At 37.6% G+C, this 12504-nt stretch carries 12 protein-coding genes; all 12 read right to left on the bottom strand.

The genetic code is table 11. The annotated features are described in order from the left end of the window. Positions 1–25: 25 nt before the first annotated feature. Positions 26–1018 (bottom strand): flotillin-like protein FloA, encoded by a 993-nt coding sequence (gene floA / locus AC3G7N_RS06685; protein WP_489421376.1) that lies wholly within the window; start codon positions 1016–1018, stop codon positions 26–28. 21 nt (positions 1019–1039) lie between these two features. After that, complete coding sequence (locus tag AC3G7N_RS06680; RefSeq protein WP_489421375.1) at positions 1040–2371, bottom strand: NfeD family protein; 1332 nt, start codon at positions 2369–2371, stop codon at positions 1040–1042. Between the two features lie 184 nt (positions 2372–2555). Further along, positions 2556–3002 carry a GatB/YqeY domain-containing protein gene (locus AC3G7N_RS06675; RefSeq protein WP_489421374.1) on the bottom strand — a complete coding sequence of 149 codons (447 nt, stop codon included), beginning with the start codon at positions 3000–3002 and terminating at the stop codon, positions 2556–2558. A gap of 15 nt (positions 3003–3017) precedes the next feature. Continuing rightward, complete coding sequence (gene rpsU, locus AC3G7N_RS06670) at positions 3018–3194, bottom strand: 30S ribosomal protein S21 (RefSeq protein WP_489421373.1); 177 nt, start codon at positions 3192–3194, stop codon at positions 3018–3020. 132 nt (positions 3195–3326) lie between these two features. Further along, on the bottom strand, positions 3327–3998 hold the full coding sequence (gene deoC / locus AC3G7N_RS06665; protein WP_489421372.1) for a deoxyribose-phosphate aldolase: 672 nt from the start codon (positions 3996–3998) through the stop codon (positions 3327–3329). A gap of 109 nt (positions 3999–4107) precedes the next feature. Further along, the gene (gene mtaB, locus AC3G7N_RS06660) at positions 4108–5454 is read right to left on the bottom strand and encodes a tRNA (N(6)-L-threonylcarbamoyladenosine(37)-C(2))-methylthiotransferase MtaB (protein ID WP_489421371.1); all 1347 of its coding nucleotides are present in this window, start codon (positions 5452–5454) and stop codon (positions 4108–4110) included. A gap of 2 nt (positions 5455–5456) precedes the next feature. Next, positions 5457–6212, bottom strand: coding sequence for a 16S rRNA (uracil(1498)-N(3))-methyltransferase (locus AC3G7N_RS06655; protein ID WP_489421370.1), 756 nt, complete (start codon positions 6210–6212; stop codon positions 5457–5459). A gap of 192 nt (positions 6213–6404) precedes the next feature. After that, on the bottom strand, positions 6405–7376 hold the full coding sequence (prmA, locus tag AC3G7N_RS06650) for a 50S ribosomal protein L11 methyltransferase (protein WP_489421369.1): 972 nt from the start codon (positions 7374–7376) through the stop codon (positions 6405–6407). 53 nt (positions 7377–7429) lie between these two features. Then, entirely contained in the window at positions 7430–8551 is a 1122-nt protein-coding gene (gene dnaJ / locus AC3G7N_RS06645; protein WP_489421368.1) for a molecular chaperone DnaJ, read from the bottom strand. Between the two features lie 112 nt (positions 8552–8663). Continuing rightward, positions 8664–10511: a molecular chaperone DnaK gene (gene dnaK, locus AC3G7N_RS06640; RefSeq protein WP_489421367.1), complete on the bottom strand. Its 1848-nt coding sequence runs from the start codon at positions 10509–10511 to the stop codon at positions 8664–8666. Positions 10512–10548: 37 nt separating this feature from the next. Then, positions 10549–11121, bottom strand: coding sequence for a nucleotide exchange factor GrpE (gene grpE, locus AC3G7N_RS06635; RefSeq protein ID WP_489421366.1), 573 nt, complete (start codon positions 11119–11121; stop codon positions 10549–10551). Positions 11122–11399: 278 nt separating this feature from the next. Next, positions 11400–12431: a heat-inducible transcriptional repressor HrcA gene (hrcA, locus tag AC3G7N_RS06630; protein ID WP_489421365.1), complete on the bottom strand. Its 1032-nt coding sequence runs from the start codon at positions 12429–12431 to the stop codon at positions 11400–11402. Positions 12432–12504: the final 73 nt, after the last annotated feature.

The raw sequence follows: 12504 nt of genomic DNA, 5'->3' as shown, positions 1-12504 counted from the left end.
CCCCTCCTGATTCAGTTGACAGGTATTATTTATCACTATCATCATTATTTTCTTCTGATAGCTTACCAATTGTATCCCTCATATCCGTATCAGCATCTATATTTTTATAATTCATATAATCCATTACACCAAGATTTCCAGAGCGCAATGCTTCAGCAAGTGCTTTTGGAACCTCTGCTTCAGCTTCCACGACAAATGCACGCATTTCTTGAACCCGCGCCACCATTTCTTGTTCTTGTGCAACAGCCATAGCTCGTCTTTCTTCCGCCTTAGCCTGCGCAATACTCTTATCTGCCTCTGCTTGGTCAGTTTGTAAGATAGCTCCGATATTTTTGCCAATGTTAATATCCTCAATATCAATTGATAAAATTTCAAATGCGGTACCTGCATCGAGCCCTCTATCTAATACAGTACGTGAAATGCTGTCTGGATTTTCTAATACTACTGCATGTGTTTTCGAACTACCAATCGTACTTACAATTCCTTCACCAACACGAGCAAGAACTGTTTCCTCACCAGCACCACCAACAAGACGGTCAATGTTCGCACGCACCGTAATACGTGCTTTCGCTTTCACTTCAATACCGTCCATTGCAATACCAGCAATAAAAGGGGTTTCAATTACTTTTGGATTAACACTCATTTGAACTGCTTGCAGTACATCTCTACCAGCAAGATCAATTGCCGCACCACGTTCAAAAATTAATTCAATATTCGCTCGATGAGCTGCAATTAATGCATTAACAACCCTATCCACGTTACCACCAGCCAGATAATGACTTTCAAGCTGGTTGGTAGTTAGGTCGAGTCCTGCCTTGTATGCCTTTATAAGTGGGTTGATTACACGCGACGGAACTACTCGACGTAAACGCATACCAACTAAGGTGAAAATACCAACCTTTACCCCCGCTGCTAAAGCACTGATCCAAAGCATAACTGGAATAAAGGTAAACAATACAACTACTACAATTAAAATAATACCAATAATAATTAACGGCATAAATTCTGATAAATTCATGTTCATTCCTCCATTTTTATACTAAATTTCTCTAACGACAATCCGAGATCCTTCGACTTTGACAATTTTAATCGGTTGTTCCTTTTGAATAAAACGGCCCTCAGAGACCACATCTAACCGTTCATCATCAAAACGCGCTGAACCTGAAGGGCGTAGTGTTGTTAACGTTTTCCCTTCAAGACCAATTAACTCAAGGCGATTAACTGTTGAAACATAACCGAGCTCCGTAGAAGTTTTATCCTTCAGGATGATATGCCTGAAGACTCCTTTTTCCATACCTATTCTCTTAAACAATATAACAGAAGCGATAATCGAGATAAGGAATGCTATTCCAATACTCATTGTCATATGTCCTATGTCTTGACCCGAGATAAACAGGGAGGCTACAACACAACCGATTCCTAATACCCCTACAATTCCGCCTGGAACGAAAAATTCGGCTAATACTAAAATGAGACCTAAAACTAACAAAACAACGGCTTCCATTCCCGCTAAACCAGCTACAATATGTCCATAGAAAAATAATACTAATGATAATAATCCCATAATACCAGGTATACCAAATCCAGGTGAGAAAATTTCTACAATTAAACCTAAGCTAGCGATAGTCAACAAAATCGGTATAACAATCGGGTTAGTAAAAAACCTAGCTAGTTTCTCTGAAAAGGTCGGTTCCATTTCTACTATTGTAGCTTGCTGTAGACCTAATTCATTTAAAAGTTCTACGCGATCCTCCACTATACCAGTTGCATAACCTACTTCTACCGCTGATTTAGGTCCTAGTGTTAAATATTCTCCTTTTGGCGCCCCGAGCTCTGGTAAGTCAATTTCTGGATCAGCCATAGCTGCTGCATATTTCGAATCTCTTCCTTGAGATTCCGCTGCACTCTTCATAGCTGCTAGCCATGCAGATTGTGCTTTTTTATCAGCCGCCGTACCGTCCTGGTTTATGACACCACTGGCTCCCATAGTGGCATGAGGCTTCATATAAATGGCATCCGTGTTTAGCGCAATGTATGATCCCGCTGATAATGCTTTGTTAACGATAAAAGCAGCGTTAGGTGTTTCTAAATTCTGTATTAGTTCCGCGATTTGACCAGCCGCATCTACACGTCCACCAGGTGTATCAACCTCAAATATGATATAATCAGCACCCTCTGTCTCTGCTGTCTCTGTAGCTCTTGAAAGGAAGGCTTTTAAACCTTGCTCTACTGTATCCTCAATTGGAATGACATATACTAATTCACCTTCACCAGGGGATTCAGCGGCAATTGCATTATTTCCATAGAACAATAATCCAACGAAAATGATGAATACTAAAATAAGATATGTAGTGAGTGTTTTGTACAACATATGTAATCACCCCCTTCAGCTTAGTATGTTATACGATTTAACTTGTTGTTTGGTTTCATTAAACTTTTATATTGTCACTATTTTGATAGTATCACAATCCTGAGCCTAAAAACTAATTTTTAATTAAAAACCCTTGTCAGTATGTACCGACAAGGGTTGTCAAATTCGCATTTATAGTGATGTGTTAGTTTAAATGTTTTAGTACAAGTTTATTAATACTTGAACCATCTGCCTTACCTTTTACTTTAGGCATTATAGCACTCATTACTTTACCCATCTCTTTTTTGGATGTTGCATTAACTTCTTGAATTGTATTCTGAACAACTTCTTCTAATTCTTGTTCAGATAACTGTTTTGGCATATATGCTTGTAACACATTGATTTCTACATCAAGTTTGGATACAAGATCATCACGTCCAGCAGCTTTGAATTCTTGGAGGGAATCTTTTCTTTGCTTTAACTCTCTAGACAATACAGTTAACTCATCATCCTCTGAAAGTGTATCATTTCCTTGCTTAATCGCTTCGTTCTGCAAAGATGCTTTCACCATTCGAATGACTCCAAGCTTAGCCTTATCCTTATCTTTCATCGCTTGTTTCATATCTGTATTTAACTGTTCTAGTAATGTCATGTTATTGCACCCTCTTTAGAATTTACGCTTTCTAGCAGCTTCCGATTTCAATTTACGTTTAACGCTAGGTTTTTCATAGTGTTCACGCTTACGATATTCTTGTAGTGTACCACTTTTTGACACACTACGTTTAAATCGACGAAGAGCATCCTCTATAGACTCGTTTTTACGAACGCGAGTTGTATTTGACATACTGATTTCCCTCCCTCCGAAGCATAAAACAGGATTATACAGGCAAATATAGATTTCACATGCCTTCAATAAGTATAATATATTGTCACAAACTGGTCAACTAATTTTTTAGCAGTTTTTTAACCTATTCGATTAATAATCGGAAAGACCTTGCTTTCCAGCTAAGATTTCAATTCCGGCACTCGCCCCAATTCGTGTTGCACCAGCATCAATCATTGCTTTAGTAGTTTCCAAGTCACGAACACCACCAGATGCCTTAACTCCAAGCTCAGGTCCAACTTTTTCACGCATTAACATAACATCCGCTACTGTAGCTCCACCACCCAAGAATCCTGTGGACGTTTTAACAAAATCTGCACCTGCGGCTTTTGCAAGTTTGCAAGCACGAACTTTTTCATCCTCTGTAAGAAGAGAAGTCTCAATAATTACTTTTGTTAAAGCGTGCCCTTTTGCTGCAAAAACAACTTCTCTAATGTCTTGTTCTACAAGTGAATCATTATTTGATTTCAGCGCTCCAACATTTATCACCATATCTACTTCTGTTGCACCATTATTAATGGCATTCTTTGTTTCAAATACTTTTGTTTCAGTTGTTGTTGCACCGAGTGGGAAGCCAATAACAGTACAAACCTTTACACTTGTATTTTTTAACTCATCAAAGCAGTGTTTTACCCAAAATGGATTCACGCATACAGATGCAAATTCATATTCCTTCGCTTCTTGAATAACACTGTTTATTTTTTCTTGTGTTGTATCTGGTTTTAATTGCGTATGATCAATGTATTTTGCAAGATCTTTTGTCATAATCTACGCCCTCTCTTTTAGTTGTTCGTACCTCTGGACTATAATAGCATTATTATGTATAAAAAGCTAAGTCCTAACACCTGATAACTAACTACCAGGTTTAGGAAACTTATACAATCTTAGAGGGAATATCAACATCCATTACTCTTACAAATGTTGCATCATTATATGGATATCCTGCTTTCGTAACTTTTACTCGGACAATTTTGCCTATCATTTCTTCAGATCCAGTAAACCTAACTTTAAGATAATTATCCGAGTAACCTACTAACATATCAGAATTATCCTCATCTGGTGAGCGTTCCTCTGGAATAACCTCCACTACTTCATCTTCAAAGTTTGATGCATATTCTTTAGCTAACTGACTTGATAAATCAATCAATTGATGGACACGTTTATTTTTAGTCTCGTCATTTATTTGATCCTTCATTTTAGCTGCAGGAGTCCCTGTACGTTGTGAATATGGAAAAACATGCAGTTCAGAGTAACCTACTTTTTTAATAAAGTTATAGGTTTCCATGAATTCTTCTTCCGTCTCACCAGGAAATCCTACAATAACATCTGATGTTATAGCTAAGCCAGGTAAAGCTTTCTTAATCTTTTCGACCTTGTGATAATAAAATTCGCTCGTGTACTTCCGACGCATACGATCCAATACTGTGTCAGACCCAGACTGTAATGGTACATGTAAATGACGAACAATTTTTTCTGATTTATCCAGAACTTCAATCACTTCATCGGTAATTTGACTAGCTTCGATAGAGGAGATACGAATTCGTTTTAACCCAGTTACTTCTGTTTCAAGGGTTTGTAAAAGTTTAGCGAAATTATAATCCTGTATATCTTCGCCATAACCGGCAGTATGAATTCCAGTTAACACAATTTCTTTGTAACCAGCATCAACCAGGCGCTGTGCTTGTGTCACAACATCTTTTGGATCACGGGATCGCAATAACCCACGTGACCATGGGATAATACAAAATGTACAAAAGTTGTTACAGCCTTCTTGGATTTTTAAAGAAGCGCGCGTTCTGTCCGTAAATTCAGGAACATCCATCTCTTCAAACACACGATTTTTCATGATGTTTGTTACACCATTCACAGGCTCACGAGTTTCCAAGTGTTCTTCAATATATCCAATCATTTTTTTACGGTCTTGTGTTCCAACTACCACATCCACACCAGGTATCTCCATAATTTCACCTGGAGATGTTTGCGCGTAGCACCCTGTAACACAGATGACAGCTTCTGGATTTTTTCTAACAGCACGGCGAATGGTTTGTCTACTTTTTTTGTCTCCTGTATTAGTAACAGTACACGTATTAATAACATAGACATCGGCTTGACGGTCGAAATCCACGCGCTCATAATCCTGTGCTTTAAACATGTTCCATATTCCTTCTGTCTCATAATGATTCACTTTACAACCTAATGTATGAAAGGCTACTCTCGGCATTCTTAGCACCCCAATTCTTCAAATTGATAAGAAATACTTGCTAATACGTATAATGGTGCAGTTTCTGTTCTCAAAATTCGTGGCCCAAGACGAACTGATTTAAAGTCGTTATCCTTTAACAAGGTAACTTCATTATCTGAAAATCCGCCCTCAGGACCAATGCAGACGACTATTCGCTGATCCGTTTTCAGTTTTGATACAACGGAAGCAAATGAAACAAAATGATCTGTTTTCGCCTCATCCTCATAAGCGAAAACTTTTACATCGTATTCCTTTGTCTCTGCAATTAAACCACCAATATTTTTTATTGATGTAACATGCGGAATTCGGTTCCGATGACTCTGTTCACTTGCCTCTTTAACAATTTTAGTAAAACGAGACAATTTTTTAGAGGCTTTTTTTTCGTCCCATTTAACTACCGAACGATCTGCTGAAAAAGGAATAAATCCGGATGCCCCTAATTCTGTTCCCTTTTGTAGGACAGACTCAAATTTATCACCTTTTGGTAATCCTTGGGCAATTGTAACATGAACAGGCAGTTCAACCGCTTCCTGCAATTCTTCCTTTATTAGAACCGTTACATGTTGCTGTTCCATGGCGATAATTTCACCACGAACAGCAAAGCCACTCGGATGATTACATATCAGTTTATCGCCTATATTCCCGCGCATCACTCTCAATACATGATGTGCATCATCACCGGTAATTATAAGTCTTTCATTTTGCCAGTTACCTTCCGGGACAAAATACCGTTGCAATTGCAACACCTACTTTTTAGTTCAATACTTTCTTGGCTAGCTACAGCGACCAACAACTAGTGGACTTCCCTCCCTGATCTTAAAATAAGTCAAGCTCAATGCCCTACAGGATGTAGGGTAGTTCGACGTTGCCACAGGACGTGGCGTTCTTAGTCGAACGTCCATAATTGGTTTTCCTTTATCTTGAACAGGTCAGTCCAGTCCATACGTTGTTGAACGGGTGCTTTTGCTTTTCTTGGCTACGATAGAAACCCAATCTTCCATTTCGTTAACCTCGACAATAGAAAAACCATTTTGTTGCAACTGATCTTTTACAAGGTCCTTTTTAGCTTGAATAATTCCTGAAGTGATGAATAAACCATCTTCCTTTAGGTTATCCCAAGCATCTTTAATAAATCGAACAATAATTTCAGCTAGTATATTGGACACAATTAAATCGGATTGTTTGTTGACGTTGTCCAATAGGTTGTTCTGCTTGGTATTAATTTTTTTTTCTGCTTTATTGAGTTTTGCATTGAACTTTGTACTTTCCACCGCGATATCGTCTAAATCATATGCATATACTTCTCTTGCTCCAAGTAATACAGAAGCAATACTTAGGACACCTGATCCGCACCCAACATCAATGACTTCATCATTCTCTTTTATATATCTTTCAATGCCCTGAATACTTAATACTGTTGTAGGGTGTGTACCTGTACCAAAAGCCATTCCTGGATCTAATTCAAGAACTATTTCATCAGGTGATTTTGGTTTATAGTCTTCCCACGTTGGTGTAATGGTTATTTTTTTAGAAATTTTAACAGGCTTATAGTACTTTTTCCAGGCCGTGGCCCATTCTTCTTCATTAATTTCAGTTAATGTAATCGTATTTCTACCGATATCAATGTCGTACAACAACAAGTTATTAACAGCCTGTTTAATCTCATCTACTGCTTCACCCAGAAAACTATTTATAGGTAAATAGGCTTTAATATATACACCCTCTTCAGGGTATTCATCTTTATTAAGCTCATATAATTCACCAAACTTATCTTCTCGTTCTGTGATCAAATCAATTGGATCCTCAATCACTACACCACTGGCACCTGTTTCATGAAGTATATTCGAAATTGGTTCAATTGCTTCATTCGTCGTATGCACGCAAATTTCCGACCATTTCAATTAGACCCACTCATTTCTTGGAAATATGTAGACGGTGTTAAAAACTAACACCGTTATTCACCCTTAAAAGCTTTTTTAAACCGTTGGAAAAATGATCCATCTTGTTCATCAATCGATTTATTTCCTTCAATATCATTAAACTCTCGCAATAATTCTTTTTGACGTTCAGAAAGTTTTGAAGGGGTAATAATCCGCACCTTAATATGTTGATCGCCTTGACCATATCCACGAACGTTAGGAGCTCCTTTTCCCTTTAAACGGAAAGTTTTACCTGTTTGAGTTCCCGCAGAAATTTTTAACATTACTTTACCATGCACTGTTGGGACTTCCATTTCGTCACCTAATGCTGCCTGAACAAACGTAACCGGTAAATCACAATAGATATGATCGCCTTCACGCTGGAAAAAATCATGCGGTCTGATTTGAATCACTACATATAAGTCACCGGCCGGGCCACCATTTACGCCAGATTCTCCCTTTCCAGGAACACGAATTTGTTGTCCTTCATCGATTCCGGCTGGAATTGAGAGATGAATCTTTTTGTTTTTTTGTACTTTACCAGTTCCCTCACATGTAGAACATTTTTCAGGAATTATTTTACCAGTTCCGCTACAGTAATGGCATACTCTTTTATTGACAACACGGCCAAATGGTGTGTTTTGTTCGGTATTTAATTGCCCTGAACCACTACAATGGGAGCACGTATTTACCTTTGTTCCCGGTTTGGCACCTGATCCAGAGCAGGTATCACACGTTTCTTCTTTCGGAATAGTAATATCTGTTTCTTTCCCGAAAATGGCTTCTTCAAATTCTAAAGTCATCGCATATTGTAAATCGGCACCTTGCTGAGGAGCATTAGGGTCACGGCGACGTCCGCCACCACCGAAGAACATATCAAAAATATCTCCAAAACCTGAGAAATCTTGGGCTCCCCCTCCAAATCCTCCTTGGCTTTGTGGACCAGAATGGCCGAATTGATCATATTGTCCGCGCTTTTGTTCACTGCTTAACACTTCATATGCTTCTTTTGCTTCTTTAAACTTGTCAGCCGAATCTTCTTCCTTATTTACATCCGGATGATATTTTCTGGCTAACTTTCGATAAGCCTTTTTTATCTCTTCTTTTGATGCGTCTTTACCAACGCCAAGTACATCATAATAGTCACGCTTACTCACTTGTACATCACTCTCCCGACACTATTGCATAAATTTTATCATATCATTTATAAAGTAAGAAAAAAAGCCAAAGCCAAGGAATTCCTGACTTTGACTTTTTTGTTACTGCTTATTATTTTTTATCTTTGTCGTCTTCATCTTTATCATCATCGTTTACTTCTTCATAATCCGCATCTTCAACATCATCATCTTTCGATCCTTCTTGTCCTTCTTGAGCTTCTGCATCTTGTTGCATTTGCTCATAAAGTTTAACAGAAAGCTGTTGGACCTGTTCTTGAAGTGCTTCTTTCTTAGCTTTAATTTCCTCTAAGTCATCTGACTCAATAGCTGTTTTCAATTCTTCTTTTGCTGCTTCAGCTTTTTCTTTCTCTTCGTCAGAAACTTTGTCACCTAAATCTTTAATAGTTTTGTCAGTTGTAAAGATAAGTTGGTCAGCCTCATTACGTAACTCAACTTCCTCGCGGCGTTTTTTATCACTTTCCGCATTTTCTTCTGCTTCTTGAACCATCTTTTCTACTTCCTCATCAGATAAACCTGAAGAAGATTTAATTGTAATAGATTGTTCTTTGTTTGTACCCATATCTTTTGCACGTACATTTACAATACCATTTGCATCAATATCAAAAGATACTTCGATTTGTGGAACTCCACGTGGTGCTGGTGGAATGTCAGTTAATTGGAAACGACCTAGTGTTTTGTTGTCAGCAGCCATTTCACGTTCACCTTGTAATACATGAATATCTGTTGCAGTTTGGTTATCTGCTGCAGTTGAGAATACTTGTGAATGACTTGTTGGAATAGTTGTATTCCGTTCAATTAATTTTGTAAATACACTACCCATTGTTTCGATACCTAATGATAAAGGTGTAACATCTAATAACACGACATCTTTTACATCACCTTGTAATACGCCAGCTTGGATTGCAGCACCAAGAGCTACCACTTCATCAGGGTTAACACCTTTAGACGGTTCTTTACCAGTTTCACGTTTAATTGCTTCCTGAACTGCTGGGATTCGTGTTGATCCACCTACTAAAATTACCTTGTGAATCTCGCTTGAAGATAATCCAGCATCCTTTAATGCTTTACGAGTAGGAACCATTGTACGTTCTACTAGATCTGAAGATAATTCTTCAAACTTAGCACGTGATATATTCATTTCTAAATGTAATGGACCTGCATCACCAGCAGTAATAAATGGTAATGAAATTTGTGTTTGAGCAACTCCTGAAAGGTCTTTTTTAGCTTTTTCAGCAGCATCTTTCAAACGCTGTGTTGCCATTTTGTCTTTAGAAAGATCAATTCCATTTTCTTTCTTGAATTCTGCAACCATATGTTTAATGATTACTTCATCAAAATCATCTCCACCAAGACGATTATCTCCTGCAGTTGAAACAACTTCAAATGTTCCCTCTCCAATATCTAAAATAGATACGTCAAATGTACCACCACCTAGATCGTAAACTAGGATTGTTTGGTCTTGGTCATCTTTATCGATACCATATGCTAGCGCAGCAGCAGTTGGTTCATTGATGATACGTTCAACTTCCAGCCCAGCAATTTTACCTGCGTCTTTTGTTGCTTGGCGTTCTGCATCATTAAAATAAGCTGGAACCGTAATAACAGCGTTATCCACTTTTTCACCTAAATAATCTTCTGCATATGATTTAATGTGCTGCAAAATAATTGCAGAAACTTCTTGTGGTGTAAATTCTTTATCATCAATTTTAACGCTGTAATCAGTACCCATATGACGTTTGATTGATTGAATTGTATTTGGATTTGTGATTGCCTGTCTTTTAGCAACTTCACCAACTTGACGTTCACCATTTTTAAATGCAACAACTGATGGTGTTGTACGGTTTCCTTCCGGGTTAGGAATGACTACCGCTTCCCCACCTTCCATTACTGATACACAAGAGTTTGTTGTTCCTAAGTCGATACCAATTATTTTTCCCATTGTTCCATTTCCTCCTTCAACTACTTTACCTAATCTTTTATTTATTTACTTTGACCATAGCTGGTCGAATAACACGATCTGCAAGTACATATCCTTTTTGCATTTCTTCTACTACCGTATTTGATTCTATCTCGTCATCTTCAATTTGCATAACTGCGTGATGTAATTTAGGATCAAATTCTTTCCCAACTGTTTCAATTTCTTCTATATTTTGTGCTTTTAGCGCATCCTTCAGCATACGATATACCATTGAGATTCCTTCCACAAAACTCTCCCTGGCCTCTGATACATCTACTTGAAGAGCACGTTCAAAGTTGTCTATAGCAGGTAGCAATTCATTTACTATATCTTGTGATTTGTATTTATTTGCTGTTTCTCTTTCACGTTGCGTGCGTTTTTTAAAATTATCAAATTCCGCTTGAATACGTAGCATCTTTTGATAGTTTTCATCTTTTTCTTGTTTTAATTGTTCCATTTCCTCTTTCAGTGTTTCCATTTTACTTTCATCTGAACCAAGGTGTTCTTCTGGATCATTAATTTCCATTTCCTCCGGCTCAACATTTTCTGCTTTATCTTGTGTTGCTGTGTCATTTTTGTTTTGTTCTTCCAACGATCGACACCTCCTACGAAAAATTCACCATTTTAGACTATATCATTAAACTCAACTGAAATAAACTATTACCTATAATAAGATGTTTATAAAGTCGCCAAATGATAAATGGCGAATCTCTTTGTTACTCGGATTTTCCGGTCCTCACGTATTAAGGGCATACGTTTTGTTCCTCAACCTTCTTGTTTCTAATTCGGCAACTTTTTGAACACACACTATTACATAAAGAAGTGATGGGAAAAGTCCCATCAAGGTCTATCTTATAGCGAGACAAGAAACTATTCATTGTTTTTATACCACATATATAATGCTTCCGTCATTTCATTAGACAATGCATGAAGTAGTGTTATGACCTTTCTATACTCCATTCTCGTCGGACCTAGTAAAGCAATCGTTCCAAGTTGATCCTGTCCTAGATGATAGGTAGCTGTTATTAAACTACAATCCTTTATAGCATCTACTTTATTTTCGTGGCCAATCGATACATTAATGCCTTCTGTTGAAGTTTTTAGCATATTGGCTACCTCATCTTCTTTTTCCATCATGGAGTAAAAAGAACGAACTTTATCAATATCTTTAAATTCTGGTTGCATTAAAATGTTCGTTTTACCACCAAAGTAGAGCTTAACAGGCTGCTCGCTAAAGAATGCAGATTTCAAATAGTCATATGATCGTTCAAAGTCATTCACATACATCTTCATTAACGAAATTATTTCTGTGTTTAACGTGTCATGTAGATGTACAATTGGAACCCCGTATAATCGATCATTTAAAATATTTACCATCTTTTCAAGATCTGATGCATTCATCTCACCAGGAATAGTAAATGAACGGTGTTCGACATGTCCTGTATTCGTGATCAGTATCGCTACAGCAGTGTGGTCTGATAAAGTAACAATTTGTAACTGTTTTAACTTTGTCTCAAATACTTCTGGACCTAAAATAATCGATGTGTAATTCGTTAAATCAGATAGCACCTGCGCAGATTTTTGAACGATTTGCTCGAATTCAAAAATCCCATCTTGGATCACATGTTTCATGACATTGACTTCGTCAGGTATCCCTCCAGCAGATACTAAATTATCTACGTAAAAACGATAACCTTTTTCAGATGGTATTCTTCCAGACGATGAGTGCGTCTTTTGTAAATATCCCAAATCCTCAAGATCAGCCATAACGTTTCGTATGGTTGCAGAACTAAAGGAGATACTATCTTTTTTCGACAAAATACGCGACCCGACTGGTTGGGCTGTCTGGATGAAATCATCAATAATGACTTGTAAGATCAATAATTGTCTTTCTGTTAACATGATGATCACCTCTGTTAGCACTCTTCTTAAGTGAGTGCTAATTCTACTAATAAATTACCAAATCCTTATTTTT

The organism is Virgibacillus carmonensis, from assembly GCF_057836705.1.
This window is presented reverse-complemented; position numbering and strand designations above follow the sequence as displayed.

What these genes read in the sequence shown, in the direction of transcription:
- mtaB (WP_489421371.1), bottom strand. Translation starts at nt 5,454, where the DNA reads ATGCCGAGAGTAGCCTTTCATACATTAGGTTGTAAAGTGAATCATTAT.
- rpsU (WP_489421373.1), bottom strand. Translation starts at nt 3,194, where the DNA reads ATGTCAAATACAACTCGCGTTCGTAAAAACGAGTCTATAGAGGATGCT.
- AC3G7N_RS06675 (WP_489421374.1), bottom strand. Translation starts at nt 3,002, where the DNA reads ATGACATTACTAGAACAGTTAAATACAGATATGAAACAAGCGATGAAA.
- hrcA (WP_489421365.1), bottom strand. Translation starts at nt 12,431, where the DNA reads ATGTTAACAGAAAGACAATTATTGATCTTACAAGTCATTATTGATGAT.
- AC3G7N_RS06680 (WP_489421375.1), bottom strand. Translation starts at nt 2,371, where the DNA reads ATGTTGTACAAAACACTCACTACATATCTTATTTTAGTATTCATCATT.
- dnaK (WP_489421367.1), bottom strand. Translation starts at nt 10,511, where the DNA reads ATGGGAAAAATAATTGGTATCGACTTAGGAACAACAAACTCTTGTGTA.
- deoC (WP_489421372.1), bottom strand. Translation starts at nt 3,998, where the DNA reads ATGACAAAAGATCTTGCAAAATACATTGATCATACGCAATTAAAACCA.
- floA (WP_489421376.1), bottom strand. Translation starts at nt 1,018, where the DNA reads ATGAATTTATCAGAATTTATGCCGTTAATTATTATTGGTATTATTTTA.